Annotated in this window: 14 protein-coding genes; 9 read left to right on the forward strand and 5 right to left on the reverse strand. The window is 51.0% G+C overall.

Annotated elements, in window-relative coordinates; all coding sequences use genetic code 11:
* Window positions 1–356 precede the first annotated feature (356 nt).
* The gene (locus QZT18_RS04750) at window positions 357–1,109 is read left to right on the forward strand and encodes a DeoR/GlpR family DNA-binding transcription regulator (protein ID WP_294145222.1); all 753 of its coding nucleotides are present in this window, start codon (window positions 357–359) and stop codon (window positions 1,107–1,109) included.
* Between the two features lie 205 nt (window positions 1,110–1,314).
* On the opposite strand, the gene QZT18_RS04755 is transcribed toward QZT18_RS04750, so the two are convergent.
* Window positions 1,315–2,208: a glycyl-radical enzyme activating protein gene (locus QZT18_RS04755; protein ID WP_294145114.1), complete on the reverse strand. Its 894-nt coding sequence runs from the start codon at window positions 2,206–2,208 to the stop codon at window positions 1,315–1,317.
* 340 nt (window positions 2,209–2,548) lie between these two features.
* Between QZT18_RS04755 and QZT18_RS04760 the strand changes: the two genes are divergently transcribed.
* The 3 genes from QZT18_RS04760 (at window position 2,549) to QZT18_RS04770 (ending at window position 6,847) form a co-directional block, all read left to right on the forward strand.
* Window positions 2,549–4,966, forward strand: a complete 2,418-nt coding sequence (locus tag QZT18_RS04760) for a glycyl radical protein (RefSeq protein ID WP_294145116.1) — start codon at window positions 2,549–2,551, stop codon at window positions 4,964–4,966.
* A gap of 223 nt (window positions 4,967–5,189) precedes the next feature.
* Window positions 5,190–5,867, forward strand: coding sequence for a fructose-6-phosphate aldolase (locus QZT18_RS04765; protein WP_294145118.1), 678 nt, complete (start codon window positions 5,190–5,192; stop codon window positions 5,865–5,867).
* A 68-nt stretch (window positions 5,868–5,935) separates the two neighbouring features.
* Entirely contained in the window at window positions 5,936–6,847 is a 912-nt protein-coding gene (locus QZT18_RS04770; protein ID WP_294145120.1) for an ROK family protein, read from the forward strand.
* A 62-nt stretch (window positions 6,848–6,909) separates the two neighbouring features.
* Here the strand turns inward: QZT18_RS04770 and QZT18_RS04775 are convergent, their stop codons facing one another.
* The 4 genes from QZT18_RS04775 to QZT18_RS04790 all read right to left on the reverse strand — a co-directional run bounded on the left by QZT18_RS04775 (window position 6,910) and on the right by QZT18_RS04790 (window position 10,173).
* A complete protein-coding gene (locus QZT18_RS04775) occupies window positions 6,910–7,359 on the reverse strand; it encodes a hypothetical protein (RefSeq protein ID WP_294145122.1) in 450 nt (149 codons plus the stop codon).
* 28 nt (window positions 7,360–7,387) lie between these two features.
* Window positions 7,388–8,266, reverse strand: a complete 879-nt coding sequence (locus QZT18_RS04780; protein ID WP_294145123.1) for a hypothetical protein — start codon at window positions 8,264–8,266, stop codon at window positions 7,388–7,390.
* 40 nt (window positions 8,267–8,306) lie between these two features.
* Window positions 8,307–9,041, reverse strand: coding sequence for a DUF4825 domain-containing protein (locus QZT18_RS04785; RefSeq protein WP_294145124.1), 735 nt, complete (start codon window positions 9,039–9,041; stop codon window positions 8,307–8,309).
* Window positions 9,042–9,252: 211 nt separating this feature from the next.
* Window positions 9,253–10,173, reverse strand: coding sequence for a LysR family transcriptional regulator (locus tag QZT18_RS04790; protein ID WP_294145125.1), 921 nt, complete (start codon window positions 10,171–10,173; stop codon window positions 9,253–9,255).
* A gap of 224 nt (window positions 10,174–10,397) precedes the next feature.
* On the opposite strand from QZT18_RS04790, the gene dctP reads away from it, so the two are divergent.
* The 5 genes from dctP to QZT18_RS04815 all read left to right on the forward strand — a co-directional run bounded on the left by dctP (window position 10,398) and on the right by QZT18_RS04815 (window position 15,567).
* Window positions 10,398–11,495: a TRAP transporter substrate-binding protein gene (dctP, locus tag QZT18_RS04795; RefSeq protein ID WP_294145126.1), complete on the forward strand. Its 1,098-nt coding sequence runs from the start codon at window positions 10,398–10,400 to the stop codon at window positions 11,493–11,495.
* Between the two features lie 38 nt (window positions 11,496–11,533).
* On the forward strand, window positions 11,534–12,052 hold the full coding sequence (locus QZT18_RS04800) for a TRAP transporter small permease (RefSeq protein ID WP_294145127.1): 519 nt from the start codon (window positions 11,534–11,536) through the stop codon (window positions 12,050–12,052).
* Window positions 12,049–13,329: a TRAP transporter large permease gene (locus QZT18_RS04805; protein WP_294145128.1), complete on the forward strand. Its 1,281-nt coding sequence runs from the start codon at window positions 12,049–12,051 to the stop codon at window positions 13,327–13,329. The genes QZT18_RS04800 and QZT18_RS04805 overlap by 4 nt, the downstream gene beginning before the upstream one ends.
* A gap of 22 nt (window positions 13,330–13,351) precedes the next feature.
* Window positions 13,352–14,473, forward strand: a complete 1,122-nt coding sequence (locus tag QZT18_RS04810; protein WP_294145129.1) for a 4-hydroxybutyrate dehydrogenase — start codon at window positions 13,352–13,354, stop codon at window positions 14,471–14,473.
* Between the two features lie 74 nt (window positions 14,474–14,547).
* A complete protein-coding gene (locus QZT18_RS04815) occupies window positions 14,548–15,567 on the forward strand; it encodes a succinylglutamate desuccinylase/aspartoacylase family protein (RefSeq protein ID WP_294145130.1) in 1,020 nt (339 codons plus the stop codon).
* Window positions 15,568–15,653 lie beyond the last annotated feature (86 nt).

Here is a 15,653-nt window from a genome sequence, read left to right on the forward strand (position 1 = left end):
GAGGAGAAAAACTTTCCGAAGGGTGACCTTGAAGCCCGCCGGTGCTTGGCGAGGTATTTTCGAGCCTAGCATCCGCTGTGCGCTTCACAAGCGGGAGCGCGTCCCCGCAGGAATTTTTTTCTCCGGATTCCCCCTCACGACAACCAACCATCGGGACTGAAGACTCATACACACCTTCTCACTACCCCGTCCGCCGTCTTACAGAGGCGTCCTCGCATCTCAACTAAATTCCTATTTACGGATGAAAGTCTGATATGTTATACTAAAAAACAGCAGACACAGAGCGGAAGAGGGCGGCCGCAATTTGTGGCACACAATTACAGAAAGGAGAGCGGCATATGCCGCAGGGAGTGACAATGACAGAACGCCATACGAGAATACTTGATATAGTCAGCGAGGAGAAAAAAGTGGAGGTTAACCGGCTGTCGGAGCTTCTGGGCGTTTCACAGGTGACGATCCGTAAGGATCTCGATATGCTGGAGGAGAGAGGGCTTCTTTCACGCGAACACGGCTATGCGGTCATGAAGAATGTAGATGACATCAACAACAGAATGGCGGTCCGCTACGATACGAAACTGAAAATTGCCAAAGAGGCGGCAAAGAGCGTCGTGAACGGTGAGACGATCATGATCGAGTCCGGTTCCAGTTGTGCCCTTTTGGCAGAACAACTGGCCGTGGAAAAGAAAGATGTGACGATTATCACCAATTCCGCATTTATAGCCAATTATATAAGGGAGATATCCGTAGGGAGAGTCATTCTGCTGGGGGGAGAATACCAGAAAGAATCCCAGGTCATGGTCGGCCCTCTTGTCAGGCAGTGTGCCGGAGAATTTTATGTAGATAAGCTGTTCGTGGGAACGGACGGTTTTGTGCCGGAGATCGGTTTTACCGGCGGTGACATGATGAGGACCGAGGCCATGAAGAGCATGGCGAAGTCGGCAAAGAAGGTAATTGTCGTCACGGATTCCAGCAAGTTCTGTAAACAGGGCGTGGTCGTGCAGTTCAAGCTTTCCGAGGTCCACAGCGTCTATACGGACAGTGGTCTTTCAATGGAGGCGAAGGAACTGCTGGAAGAACAGGGACTGAAAGTGTGCCTGGCGGGTGAGTGATAGAATAAGCGGGTAATATAATAAATGGGTAATATAATAAATGAGTAATATAATAAATGAGTAATATAATAAATGAGTAATATATTGAATGAGTAATATAATAAGTAAACAGTACGATAAAAAGAGCAAGCGCCTTATCCGGTAAATGGATAGGGCGCTTTGACTGTAGATAAACTATAGTTTCCTTGTATCGGAAGTTTGAGAGTTACATGGAAACATTCAGCCCGGCATCTTTAAATACGTTGAAATACTCGGTTAAATCCTCCGGGTGCAGAGCTTTTACGTCTTTCAGCTCGTACGGGACCTGCAGCTCCTCGTACTTTTTCTCACCAAACTGGTGGAACGGAAGCAGGTTTACCGTATCAACCCTGTGTGCCTTGAGCAGTTTTACAAATTCTTTCGCATCGTGCAGGCTGTCGTTGATATTCGGGATAACCGGGATTCGGGCAATGACCGGAACCCTCATTGCGATGGCAAAATCCAGGTTTTCCAGGATAGACTGGTTGGAGACGCCGGTGTATTTGATGTGCTCCCTGTCACTGTGGTGCTTGATGTCCAGAAGCAGCAAATCCGTCCCCGCAATCACTTTGGAGAAGACAAGGGGAGTTGCAAACGCCGTGGTTTCCAGAGCGGTGTGGATTTTCTGTTCCCTGCATTTCTTCAAAAGTTCTGCGGCAAAAGCAGACTGCATCAGGACCTCTCCGCCCGAGAGAGTGACGCCGCCGCCGGATTCCTGGTAAAAATCCATGTCTTTTAACACTTCCTCCATCACCTCATCCACTTCCATCATATTGCCGACGAAAGTCAATGCCCTTCCGGGACACTGGGTAATGCAGCTTTTACACCCGGTACAGCACTCCGGGTCAAATACCAGATTGTTGTTTTTAAAACTCATGCAGCCGGCGGGGCACTTTACCTCGCACAGATGGCCGTACAGACATTTCTTTTTGTCCCAGAGTATCTGAGTGGGGCGCTGCTGTGACTCAGGGTTCGAACACCAGGGACATCGTAAGGGACATCCTTTGAAAAATACGACCGTCCTGATTCCCGGACCGTCATGGATACTGAATTTCTGGATATTAAAGATATTCGCCTTCATATTGGTAAGCTCCTGTTACTCTTAACAGCTAATGTGCGTATTAAAGAAAAAACAACTATTGGATACTATAGCACAACCGAATTCAAAAGTAAATAAGTTTCAAATGAAAATACAATATTGACAAAATGAAATAAAAAGCGTAAACTGAAATCATAAAAAAGAAAAAAAATCGGCAAAATGTCTTTGCAGGATTGAGCGGAGCTGTTTTTATAGGCAAAGTGCCTGAATGAAAGGGAGCGCAGTGAAACGGCCTCTTTCATATGAAGAAAAAACGGCAGAAAAAAATAATATAAAAAGAGATGTTAAATTTACATAGTGCGGTTTTGAGGAGGATATGACCATGGAAAACAATCATTTTGGAAAGCTGACGGAGCGTATGCATCATTTCAGAGAAGAACTTCTCGATGCCAGGCCCTATGTCTGCGCGGAGCGGGCCGTCCTGACGACGGAGAGTTACAGGCAGCATGCGGATAAACCGGTTGTCCTTAAGAGGGCCTATATGCTGAAGAACATTCTGGAACATATGACCATTTTTATCGAGCCGCAGACGCTTATCGCAGGGAACCAGGCATCCGCGAACCGTTCAGCCCCCATCTTTCCCGAGTACGCGATGGACTGGGTGATTGATGAACTGGATCAATTTGAGCACAGGGATGGGGATGTCTTTTATATTACGGAGGAGACCAAGAAAGAGCTCAGGGAACTGGCTCCATACTGGGAACATAACACGACAAAGGACAGAGGCCTTGCGGCAATGCCGGAGCAGAGCCGGATTTTCTACGACCTTGGGATTATCAAGGCGGAGGGGAACATTACTTCGGGTGACGCCCATCTTGCGGTGGAGTATGAGAAGGTGCTGAAACTCGGTCTGAAAGATTACGAAAAACGGACCCGGGAAGCGATGGGGAGTCTTGAGCTGACCGAGATGGAGAATCTGAAAAAGTTCTATTTCTATCAGGCTATTTTAATTGTCATAGACGCCGTAAGGAATTTTGCCGCGCGGTATGCGAAGCTCGCCCTCTCACAGGCCGAAGCGCTGGAGAGCGAAGGAAAGCAAAGGAGAGCCGGGGAGCTTAGGGAGATGGCGCGTATCCTTACCAAAGTGCCCTATGAACCGGCGGATACATTTGCCGAGGCGATCCAGTCCATGTGGCTCGTCCATCTGGTGCTTCAGATTGAGTCCAACGGCCATTCCCTTTCCTACGGAAGAATGGATCAGTATCTGAACCCATTTTACCAGAGGGATCTTGAAAGCGGCAGGGTGACGGAAGAATCGGCCTGCGAGCTGATGACAAATCTATGGCTTAAAACATTTACAATCAATAAGATTAGAAGCTGGTCCCATACCCAGTTCAGCGCCGGAAGTCCGCTCTACCAGAATGTGACGGTCGGAGGACAGACAGCCGGTAAACAAGACGCGGTTAATCCGATGACCTATCTGATTCTCCGGAGTGTGGCCCAGACTAGGCTGCCCCAGCCGAACCTGACCGTGCGCTACCATGCCGGCCTAAGTGAGGAATTCATGGGAGAATGTATTGAAGTGGTGCGCCTGGGCTTTGGAATGCCCGCCTTTAACAATGATGAGATTATTATTCCATCGTTTATTGAAAAGGGCGTAAAGGAGGAAGACGCTTATAATTACAGCGCCATCGGCTGTGTTGAGACGGCGGTTCCGGGAAAATGGGGATACCGCTGTACGGGAATGAGCTTCTTAAATTTCCCAAAGTCACTTTTGATTGCACTGAACGACGGAGTGGATCCGGAATCGGGAGTGAAGCTGTGCGAGGGAGCCGGACATTTCAGGAATATGACATGCTATGGGGATGTAGAGCGGGCCTGGGATAAGATTATCAGGATTTTCACAAAACACAGCGTTATTATCGAAACCTGCTGTGATATGGTTCTGGAAGAAACCGTACCCGACGTGCTCTGTTCCTCCCTGGTAGAGGACTGCATCGGCAGAGGAAAGACCTTAAAGGAAGGCGGCGCCGTTTATGACTTTATCAGCGGCCTCCAGGTGGGGATTGCCAATATGGCGGACTCCCTTGCCGCGATTAAGAAATGTGTGTTTGAGGATAAAAGTTTTACGGCCGGGGAACTGTGGGACGTCCTGGTGAACAACTTTGAGGGGGAGAAGGGAAACTGGATCAGAAACCAGCTTCTTGCAGCCCCGAAGTACGGCAATGACGAGGATTATGTGGATTCCCTGATACGGAGCGCCTACGACGTCTATATTGATGAGATTAAAAAATACCACAACACCCGCTACGGCAGAGGCCCTGTGGGCGGTGTCTACTATGCGGGAACCTCCTCCATATCGGCCAACGTGGGCCAGGGGATGGGAACGTCGGCCACACCGGACGGAAGGAAGGCCGGTGAACCGCTGGCGGAAGGCTGTTCTCCGAGCCACGGGATGGACCGGAAAGGACCGACGGCCGTCTTTAAGACCGTTTCCAAACTGCCCACAAAAGAGATTACGGGCGGGGTACTGTTAAACCAGAAGGTGACGCCGCAGCTCCTCTCAAAGCCGGAAGACAGGATGAAGCTCACGATGCTTTTGCGGACATTTTTCAACCGTCTACACGGTTATCATGTCCAGTACAATGTCGTATCAAGGGATACACTTAAGGCGGCACAGAAAAATCCGGAGGAGTACCGCGACCTGATCGTCCGCGTTGCCGGGTATTCGGCATTCTTTAATGCATTGTCACGCCAGACGCAGGATGATATTATAGAGAGGACGGAGCAGAGTCTGTAAGGACCGGAAGCAGCCGGCAAATAACGTTACTGTTCACCCCCCAGCTAAAAGCAGCTGTGCTGCGAACAATAACACGCTCCGCGATGCACAGAAACGACAAAAAACGCCGTTTCGCGCGACACAACTCGGGATTTTCACGAAAAAACGTGAAAACACCTCGCGGAATATATCCTGTGTGAACAGTAACGAAATAACACAGATCAAAGCGGAGGATACAGAAATTATGGAATTTTTATTTGACACAGCCAATATCGAAGACATCAGAAAATACAGCGCCATCTATCCGATTACGGGCGTTACCAGCAATCCTTCCATCATTAAAAAGGAAGGTAAAATCGATTTTTACAGCCATTTCAGGGAAATCAGGAAGCTGATCGGCATGGAACGCTCCCTGCATATCCAGCTCACGGCGCCGGATGAGGCGACGATGATGCGGGAGGCCGACGCTGTCCTGAACCGGGTGGATGACCGGGTATTCATCAAAGTCCCCACGAATGAGACGGGACTGAAGGTGATGAGGGCTCTTAAAAATGAAAAGGCCGGGGTCACCGCTACGGCCGTGTATTCGAAAATCCAGGGTTATCTCGCGCTGGAGGCAGGGGCCGATTTCATAGCGCCGTATTATAACCGCATGGAAAATCTGGACATTGACTCCTTTGAGACCATTGCGTCCCTGGCGGAACAGATTAGAAATTACGGTTATAAGACAAAAATACTGGCGGCCAGCTTTAAAAATATTGCACAGGTAAACGCGGCTTTTGCGGCCGGCGCCCAGACGGCTACGCTTCCTCCGGAGCTTCTGCATGAGGCGATGGGAATGGCGGCCATCGGAAAGGCTGTGGATGGCTTCCATAATGACTGGAAAAGTGTGTTCGGGGACCGGGATCTGACTCAGTTGTAAAAGAAATTTACCGGATGCGGGATGGCATTTTTAACAGGGGATGGAAGTGTTATAAAAGGGGAGACAGGATGAAATTTCTTGTGATCGATATTGGGGGATCTTTTATAAAATATGCGCTGATGGATGAGGCGTACAATGTGATGACGACCGATCAGCTTCCCACGCCGAAGGAGGGGAGGGAGGCCCTGATCGAGGCCATCGGAGGACTTTACGATAAGTTTGCCGGGGAGATAGGCGGCATGGCGCTGGCGGCTCCGGGAATAATCGACAGTGAAAAAGGTTATTTTTATACCGGGGGAGCGCTGCGGTATAATGAAGGTTTTGCCATGAAGGAGGCGCTTTTAAGGCGCTGTCCGACCAGAATCCATATTGAGAATGACGGAAAGTGCGCCGCTATGGCCGAGGCGGAGCTGGGCAGCCTGTCCGACGTGGAAAACGGCGTTGTGCTGGTACTTGGAACAATGATAGGCGGAGGGATTATCGCAGGCGGAAAGCTCTACAAGGGAAGTCACTTTTCGGCCGGGGAGGTATCCTTTGTCTGCACGGCAGGAACGGGGCGGCCCGATGCCGGGAATATCTGGGGCAATCGCTGCGGGGGCGTGTCCCTGGCAAAGAGAGTGGCGGAGAAAAAGAAGATTCCATACGGCGAGATGGACGGAAAAAGGGTTTTTCAACTTGCCGGGGATGGGGATGAAGAGGTGCTGCAATGTCTGGATGACTATACAAAAGAGATTGCCGTCCAGATATTTAATCTCCAGAACATCCTGGACCCGGAGCGGTTCGCCATTGGAGGCGGCATCAGCGGCCAGCCTCTGCTGATGAAGTATATTGAAAAGAACCTGGACGAGATATACAGTGGGTTTACCTATATTGTCAGAAGGGCGGAAGTAGTGACCTGCCAGTATCTGAATGCGTCGAATCTGCTGGGTGCTCTTGTCTGTTTCCTGAAAGAGGAACAGGAAGAAGTGGGGGAAAATTGAAAAGAATAGAAAAAACAGGAGAGGTCCAGATTGCAAAACAACCTGGGCATCTCCTGTTTTTTCTATTCTTTTCTTTCCGCCATATAGCGTTCAACTTCGCCGGCAGTCAGTTTCCGGATCCTGGTGTGCGGATATTCCCGATATTGATCTGCCGTATAAACAGGTTCCATCCGTTGGCACGTCTTGCCTTTGTTTTTTTGAAGGTAGAGACGCAGGCTTTCGGCGTCCTCAAAAATCTTATAGGAGGCCCTGCCGATTTTGCTTTTAAGCTCATAGACACCGCAGGTTTTTTTTGACGTGTAATCTGCGGTGCGAAGGTAAAGCACTGCGATTTCGGCGGACTTAAACGGGAAATTCCATCTCTGTAAATTCCGGACCGGATCATGTTCGATACAGATGCAGCGGCCGCAGGTCCCGCAGATGTACTGAGTATGGTTTTGCAGACAGCCGAGCGGTTTCAAAAGCGGAGTAATCCTGTTGTTTTCGGAATAACATTCCTGACATCGGGACATAGCGTTTCTCCATTCTGGATTTGTCGTTTTATTTTTTCCGGAAACGTCTCCTAAGACGGATCCCCAGGGCGGTACTGATAAGGCAGATTACGGCAAAAGCGGCGATAAGCGGCCAGAAATTGGAGCGGTAACTTCCTTCCCCGGTTTCTCTTGCCCGGTTATCCTGGACTTCCGCATGGCCGTCGTCTTCAGCGGCCATAGTTTTTCCCACTCTGTCAGATGCTGAGACATCCTGGCTTTCCGGTGTTCCGTCAGCCTCTGCATCAGAAGTACCTGCCGCCTTTTCCCAGACGGTTTCTTCCGCAGTGGTGCCATCCTCCTGGCGTATGTACGCGACAATCATATCGCTTTCGATGGATTTAAAGTCGTTTACGGCTCCGTCGGAATGGATAAAAACTTCCCAGGCGGCCGCCGTGCCGCCTTTTTCTTTTTCGGGCAGAAGCTCCAGTGTTTCCGGATCGGTTCCGCTCACTTCATAGGGGCCCCAGACGGCATCCCAGATATCCCCCTTTTTGTCCAGGGACAGAAGGACGAAGTCGCCTTTTTCAGGCCGGCTTTTGCCATGGTAGGAAATCAGATAGGAGAAAATCTGTCCGTCATAACCGGTCAGATCGGCGGTCAATGAGGCCGGAATTTCATCAACCGGCAGCATACGGTCTATTACGGTTTTCTCAGCGCCCTCCGGGCCGCAGGTGAATGCGTGGTTTACCGTCACCCGGCACAGGGTTCCGTCTATCTCTTCAATTGTTCCGATGATAAGCGCGTTCTGCTCACCGTGCCACATCCCGTACTCGGCGTCGTGGGCCAGAGCGGTGAGGGAAAAGACAAGGCACAGCAGGAGACTGAGGGGCAGGGCAGTCAATCTTCTTACCGCTTTCCTGCGGGCGGAACTGGTGGGATATACCATAAAATCACGTTTCCTTTCTCTGTTAACGGCAGTTATCGGGTCAGCGGTTAATCTCGGTCAGACGGCAGAGCGTATCGAGAAGCTGTGACAGCGACTCCTCGCTTTCACCGTATTCCGCAATATGTTCAATGCCCAGAAGTTCTTCGGCGCTTTCCGCGGTGAGGCTTTCGCTCTCTTTGACTCCGTCGCCGTCGGACGGATAATCCCAGCGGACTTCTCCGCAGTTCTCGATCAGAGCCAGGAGGCAGCCTGCGGCCTGGTACATGCGCCTGTTATCGGGTTCGCTTTTAAAATGAATAATGTAGGTGTAAGGTTCCTCCGAGGTCTGAAGTTCGGTGGTTCTTTCTTCCCCTATGTTGAAACAGTCGGACAGCAGGCCGAACAGACGGCCGTCCGCAGAGGCGTCACCGATGTACTTATTCTTTGCCTGGTAAAGTTCTTTGCTGTACAGAGGGGGCAGGCTGTAGATGGCAAAGACGGTCCCCAGTGAGGCAGGCTCACCCTTTTCCACCTTCCCGTTCCATACGATGCGGGCGGTGTCACCCGGTTTCAGGTCGGGAACCTCATTGGTGGAGAAGACGGTGTCCGAAAGCGCGATGACGGACGCCTTTTTTAGAATTTCTTCCCCCTTGAACGGTTCCACGGTATATCCGTCCTCCGTGACTTCCGTGACCACGGCATTAAAGTACTCGTTACTCTTTTCGGAGCAGGCCGAGACGGACAGGGCCATAAATATACATAGTACGGACAGGACGGCGGCTTGTTTCAGTTTCATATCTTAACTCCCCTTTCGGCCGGCAGTTCCGCTGCAGCGGGTACCGGTAAACTCATATTGCTATTTTAAACTATTTGGAGCCGTGATCCTATTACGGCCATCCTAAGAATTCTTACATTTCTTTTTCAGTTTTTACATGCAATCCGCCGCAGGCGGACAATCCTAGGAATTGGCTGCCGCCACTTGGGTTGGCACAGAGGCGGCCGCCCGGTCACAGTCCGGAGGCATTGCAGTATTCCTCTTTGACTTCCTGGATAAACCGGTCAATCTCGGGAATCGCCTTATCGGCCAGCTTGTTGTAAGCCAGATAGATGGGCAGTTTGCAATCTCCGATAGAAATGGGGCAGAGGGACTGTGTGACATCAGGACGTCCATATTTTAACTGGCTGCGGATTACGCTGGTGAGACCGACGCCTTTTGCAGCCAGGTCAAGAGCCAGGGGGGCCGACGAGGCCTTGATGGTGGATTTCGGCGCATAGGATTTCTGGCGTAAAGCGGCCTCTGCATAACTGGCTTTGTATTGGATCATGGGTATGTCGTTCAGTTCCGAAGGGCTGATGTGAATGGGGTGCTCAATATCCGCATGGGTGACGTCGTAATTTTTAAGCGCCGGGTGATCCTTTGCGCCAATCAGCAGCACCGGCTCATACAGAAGCAGTTCAACCACAATGGAGGAATCGGTGTTGGGTGCGGCGACGCAGGCAATGTCGATCTGCTGGGCGGCCAACTGATGGTACAGGTTATAGCTGTAGTCTGAAATGGGATCGATCCTGATAAAAGGATATTTCTTTGCCATCCGCGGCAAAATGCGCGACAGAATATAATCTCCGCTGATGTGCGGGACTCCGACTCTGAGACTCCGTTCTTCCAGCGCATTTTGTTCCTGGAGCTCCCGGTACAGGGCTGTTTCCAGGTTGAGGATCTTTTTAGCGTAAGTGCAGAAAATAGTTCCGGACTCCGTTAACTGAATGGGTGTTGTGCTCCGGTCAAACAGGGTGGTCCCCAATTTTTTCTCCAGTGTGCTGATGTACCGGCTCAAGGAAGGCTGTGAGACATAGAGAACCTCCGCCGCGCGGCTGAAATTGCCGCATTGCGCCACAGTCAGAATATACTGAAAATCTTTTTCGTTCATTAAAATAACTCCTTTTCTCAGTGTGCAGGCACACCGGTGAAAAATGACGGTTAAAAGCGCTTTTGTGCAATAATTTACGGATTCAGTATATCATACCAAAATTGGTATGGGAAGTATGGCATAAGAAATATTGGACAATTTGCTGTTTTTTGTATATTTTTAATAAAAAAGGGTTGAGAAATCAGCTAAGTGATTCGTACCCGGCAAAAGAAAGGAAGAGGAAAATGAAACGAAAAATGCGTCAAATGTTATCGGTTACTCTGTCCCTGGCTATTCTGTTATCTTTAACTGCCTGCGGAGGCGGCGGCAAGGCTCCTGCAAGCAAAGAGGGGGGCGGCACGGCTCCCGCGGGTGATACGGGAGGGGAAGCTTCCGGTGAGAAGGTCAAGATCAGCATTGCCACCACCAATGTGGACGGCGATCCCATGCAGGACCTGATTTACTATTTTGAGGAGCAGGTGGATGAAATTCTGCCGGGCCGTGTGGAATGGGTTAACTATACCAACAGCTCGATGGGTTCCGAGCGTGAACTTGGTGAGATGGTTATGAACGGAGGCCTGGATGCCTCTCTGCAGGGGCCGTCGAATATCACTGCTTTTGCACCAATGAACGCGGTCCGTCTTCAGGACGTTCCTTTCCTGTTCAAAGATCAGGACGAGCTGTATGCCGCTACCAACGAGTGGTACCGGGATATGATCAACAAAGAATGCGAGCCTTACGGATTTACCACGATGTTCTTTGAGTATTTCATGGGGCAGGAAATTGAGAACACAAAACGCCCTGTCACCACTCCCGAAGATATGGTCGGCTTAAAAATCCGCGTATATGATTCTCCTGGCCCGTACAACTTCGTGGAGGCCTGCGGCGGTCTGCCCGTGGCAATGGCTTTCAGCGAGGTCTACACAAGCCTGCAGCAGGGAGCCATCGACGGCACCTACACCACGACTTCCAGCTTTGTAGCCGATAAGCTGTGCGAGGTTACCAAATACCATACGAAGATGAGTATTACAAACCTCGGCATGACGCTGATCTGGAATTCAAAATCCCTCGAAAGCTATCCGCAGGATCTGAAGGACGCTCTGGCGGAAGCTGCTAAACGCACGGAAGAGCATTGCCAGAAGGTGGTAAGCCCGGAGGTTAAGGAAAGTGTCTACGCCGAGATCGAAGCCGAGGGTGTTGAGGTGAACGAGGTCGCCGAAGAAGATTACCAGCGCTTTGTGGAAAAGGTAGAGGCATATTGCTACGATAAAATGCGCGAAGATATCGGGGCTGAAGTCTGGGATCAGTGCACAGCGTGGCTTAAGGAGTACCGCGCCCGATAGATAAATCCATTCCGCTGTGCTTTTGATAGGAGGGTTGTATGAAAAAAATATACCAAATTTATAATCAGATCGAAAGGATGATTCTGGGACTGATTCTGATTGTGTTGATTTTTATGGGTTTTATTTCCGTGGTCTGCCGCTTTGTCCTCAGGGTGCCTCTGGCCTGGGCGGAGGAATTCATGCTCTTCTGCATGGTATGGATCGCTTATCTGGGAGCCAGCGCCGCGGCGAACGAGCGCAAGCATGTCCGGGTCGGCCTCTTTGTCGGATTTATGCCGAAGCCGGTCCAGAAAGTGGTATCTCTGCTCGCTGATATCCTGTGGGTAATCTGCGCCCTGTTTTTAATTTATTTGGGGTATATTGTCACTTCCGGATATATTGCTCATAAGGCTGCGTCTCTGGGCGGAGGGTATCCCTATTGGATTGCATCAATTTCGATTCCCGTCGGCATGATTTTGATGTCAATCCGCGTCATTCTTGCCATGGTGGATACAGTGCGCGGGAAGAGTGATGAGCGCTCAATCGAAGAAATCATTAAGGAGGAGACTGACACATGAATACGGCATTGATTCTCGGACTATTTTTTATACTTATCATTTTGAAAGTGCCTGTAGCCTTTGCCCTGGTTCTTTCCTCGATTATCAGCTGTTTTATTCTGCAGTTGGCTCCGCTCAGCACAGTTGCCGCGGCCGCCATGAACTCGCTGTTTTCTTATCCGCTGCTGGCAATCGCCTTTTATATTTTTGCCGGGTCGGTTATGACCCGCGGAGGAATCTCCAGAAAACTGTGCAAATGGATCGATACAATGTTTGGACGGTTTACCGGTGGACAGGGTATGGTCACAATCGTGACGTCCGCTTTCTTTGCCGCGCTTAGCGGCTCCGCTTCCGCCACCTGTGCTTCCATCGGTTCCATGATGGTGCCTGAGATGGAAGAGCAGGGGTACCGTAAGCCCCAGGCCCTGGCCATTGCCGCTGCGGGCGGCGTCATCGGCCCCGTAATTCCACCCAGCAACATGTTCGTACTGTACGGCGTTGCGTGCGGCGTGGGTGTGGGCGAGCTGTTTTTAGCCGGTATTGTCCCCGGTATTTTAATGGCTGTGTTCCTGTGCATAGCCGTTTCCATAACCGCAAGGGCGGAAGGACTGAAGGGCAAGGGCAATAAGTTCAGCATCTCTGCATTCCTGCACACGCTGTATGACGCAAAGTGGGCGATTATGGTTCCCGTGATAATTCTGGGCGGTATCTATTCCGGTGTTTTCACACCGACGGAGGCCGGAGCCGTTGCCTGTGTCTATGCCATAATCGTGGGCCTGCTCATCGAACGGACGTTGAATCTGAAGAGCCTGCTGGACTGTGCTGCAGAAGCCGCCATTACCAGCGCTACTATTTTCATTCTGCTCTCTGCCGCTGGTATTTTCGGCAAGATTATGACACTGGCCCAGGTACCCCAGCAGTTGTCGGCAGCAATACTTTCTGTTTCGCAAAACAAGTTTGTTGCCCTGATGCTCATTAATCTCCTTCTGCTGCTGATTGGCTGTATTATGGACGGCGGCGCCGCACTGGTCATTTTGGCGCCCCTGCTGCTTCCCGTTGCGGTAGCCATGGATATCAACACGATCCAGTTTGGTATCATCCTGTGCCTGAACCTGAGTATCAGCGCAATTACGCCACCGGTAGGCACCTGCCTGTTTGTCGCGTCGGTCATGGGCGAAATGCCTTTAGAAAAGATAGCGAGGGAGATTCTGCCCTTCCTGATTGCCGAGGTATTAGTGCTGGTTGTTGTCAATGTTTTTGAACCGGTCACGCTTGCCCTGGTGACCCTGCTGAGGTAGGGAAGAGACAAAGGAGGATATCATGGTTCAGATTTTGATGAGGCCGGAGCTGCACAAGTTTGGAAGCTGTAAGGAATTTGCCGAAGAACTGCATCTGTGCGGCGAAGACCTGGTACTTACCAACCAATATATTTACGAGCCGTATTTTGGGAAACTCGGTCTGGATGTAAAGCTTGTTTATCAGGAGAAATATGGAGCCGGGGAACCCACGGATATTATGACGGAGCAGATTATCGCGGACGCCGCGAAACTGGGCGGGTACAGGCGTATCATTGCCATCGGCGGCGGGACGGTCATTGATATCGCCAAGGCCATGGCGGTCGGTTCTCAGGGCGGAAACATGGACGAACTCTACAATTCCATGCCGGATCTTAAGAAAAACTGTGAGCTGGTTATTGTGCCCACGACGTGCGGCACCGGAAGTGAGATGACCAATGTGGCTGTGTTTAGCCGGACCAGGATGGGGACGAAGATGGGGCTGGTCGGCGAGGCGATGTACGCGGATAAAGCGGTTCTGATTCCGGAGCTGCTAAGCGGCCTGCCCTTCGGCGTTTTTGCCACCAGTTCCATCGATGCGCTGGTTCACGCGGTGGAGTCCTGTCTCTCACCAAAGGCCACCGTGTACACGAAGACATTTGGCTATCAGGCCATTGGGATGATTCTCTCCGGGTATCAGAAAATGGCTGTGAGCGGTCCGGAGAGCCGGAGCGCCCTGCTGGAGGATTTCCTGACTGCTTCGAACTTTGCGGGCATCTCCTTTGGCACCGCGGGCTGCGGGGCGGTTCATGCCATGGCATACCCTCTGGGCGGAAAATACCATGTGCCCCACGGAGAGAGCAATTATGCCGTCTTTACCGGAGTGATGAAAAATTATATGGAACTCAAATCGGACGGGGAGATCGCCGTAATGAACAGCCGGCTTGCCGGGCTGCTTGGCTGCGGCAAAGATAATGTATACGACCGTCTGGAGGACTTACTAAACCGGATTTTACCTAAAAAGAAACTGCGCGAATACGGCGTCACCGAGGAGGATTTGGGTGCGTTTTCAAAGAGCGTGATGGAAACCCAGGGCAGGCTGATGGCCGGCAGTTTCGTTCCGCTGGACTATGACCGCGTGCTGAAAATTTACACAGAGCTTTACTAAGCAGGAACGGTGAACGGCGAAGAATCATTGAAAAGCAAATAAATAATTATAAATATGAAATGGAGGAAACAACAATGGATATTACAGATTGCAAGGATTTCAATTACGAAGAGCTGGTGAAAGAAAGAGGCACGAAGAAGTTCGGCTATGTTAACATCGCCAAGAAGGTCGATGGCTCGGATGTCCGCATTCCGTACATGGTCGTGACCGGAGCCGAGGAAGGTCTGACGATTCTGGTGGAGGCCTGCTGCCACGGTGACGAGCAGGAGGGAACCGAGGGTCTGATTAAGCTTTACAAGGAGCTGGATCCCATGAAGCTGAAGGGAACTCTGGTCGGCATTCCGGCCCTCAACCTGGAATCCTTCAATGCCGGTGACCGCAGCGCCCCGCAGGATTGGTCTCATCAGGATATGAACCGCTGTTTCCCGGGAGATCCAAGCAGTTTCATTACAAAAAAGGTTGCTCACTACTATTGGGAGAACTTCGTCAAGAACGCAGATCTCTCCATCTCTTTCCACGGCGGCGGCAATCACCTTTGGATCGAGCCTCTGTCTCTGTACCCATGCGGCTCCGACCCGAAGCTGAATGACATGGTCAGGAGGATGGCTTATGCTACAGGAACGAAGCTGATCTGGATCGAAACCATGGAAAGCACCGAAGGCTGCGGATTCCAGGAGTCCAATGCCTATGCGGACGGCGTGGCCGGCATCACCGTAGAACTGGGCGGCCAGTGCATCCGTCATGAGCACAGGGATGAAATGGTTGCGATGGCGGCCGACACCATCAGAAACGTAATGATGGAGTTTGATATGCTGGAGGGAGACGTTCCCTATATCGACGAACACATAGAGATTGAGACGCTCTACCTGCATACCCTGGACGGAGGCTTCCACAAAGTAAAAGTAAAACCGATGGAGTTTGTCAAGGAGGGCACCGTGCTGTCAGAGATCGAGGATCTGTTCGGGAATAAGGTGAGCGAGATGATAGCTCCCTTCGACTGCTACATCTGTTCCTATTGGTGCTACCCTGTAATCCAGCCGGGCAACTGGGGCTTTATCCTCGGCAAGCCGCTGCATCCTGAAAATATCCGATAGCAGCGCTGAAACAAGAATACGGCCAATACTACAGAACTTTCCGCCTGGCACCGTTTTTAAATGGCGCCGGGCGGAAAACGTTTGCC

The sequence above is a fragment of the uncultured Clostridium sp. genome, assembly GCF_900547735.1.
In the GTDB taxonomy this organism is placed as follows: domain Bacteria; phylum Bacillota; class Clostridia; order Lachnospirales; family Lachnospiraceae; genus Otoolea.

Bases quoted from the DNA above. Each gene is read 5' to 3' on its own strand.
- QZT18_RS04815 (WP_294145130.1), top strand. From the start codon at position 14,548: ATGGATATTACAGATTGCAAGGATTTCAATTACGAAGAGCTGGTGAAA.
- QZT18_RS04775 (WP_294145122.1), bottom strand. From the start codon at position 7,359: ATGTCCCGATGTCAGGAATGTTATTCCGAAAACAACAGGATTACTCCG.
- dctP (WP_294145126.1), top strand. From the start codon at position 10,398: ATGAAACGAAAAATGCGTCAAATGTTATCGGTTACTCTGTCCCTGGCT.
- QZT18_RS04770 (WP_294145120.1), top strand. From the start codon at position 5,936: ATGAAATTTCTTGTGATCGATATTGGGGGATCTTTTATAAAATATGCG.
- QZT18_RS04780 (WP_294145123.1), bottom strand. From the start codon at position 8,266: ATGGTATATCCCACCAGTTCCGCCCGCAGGAAAGCGGTAAGAAGATTG.
- QZT18_RS04800 (WP_294145127.1), top strand. From the start codon at position 11,534: ATGAAAAAAATATACCAAATTTATAATCAGATCGAAAGGATGATTCTG.
- QZT18_RS04760 (WP_294145116.1), top strand. From the start codon at position 2,549: ATGGAAAACAATCATTTTGGAAAGCTGACGGAGCGTATGCATCATTTC.
- QZT18_RS04790 (WP_294145125.1), bottom strand. From the start codon at position 10,173: ATGAACGAAAAAGATTTTCAGTATATTCTGACTGTGGCGCAATGCGGC.
- QZT18_RS04750 (WP_294145222.1), top strand. From the start codon at position 357: ATGACAGAACGCCATACGAGAATACTTGATATAGTCAGCGAGGAGAAA.
- QZT18_RS04805 (WP_294145128.1), top strand. From the start codon at position 12,049: ATGAATACGGCATTGATTCTCGGACTATTTTTTATACTTATCATTTTG.
- QZT18_RS04810 (WP_294145129.1), top strand. From the start codon at position 13,352: ATGGTTCAGATTTTGATGAGGCCGGAGCTGCACAAGTTTGGAAGCTGT.
- QZT18_RS04765 (WP_294145118.1), top strand. From the start codon at position 5,190: ATGGAATTTTTATTTGACACAGCCAATATCGAAGACATCAGAAAATAC.
- QZT18_RS04785 (WP_294145124.1), bottom strand. From the start codon at position 9,041: ATGAAACTGAAACAAGCCGCCGTCCTGTCCGTACTATGTATATTTATG.
- QZT18_RS04755 (WP_294145114.1), bottom strand. From the start codon at position 2,208: ATGAAGGCGAATATCTTTAATATCCAGAAATTCAGTATCCATGACGGT.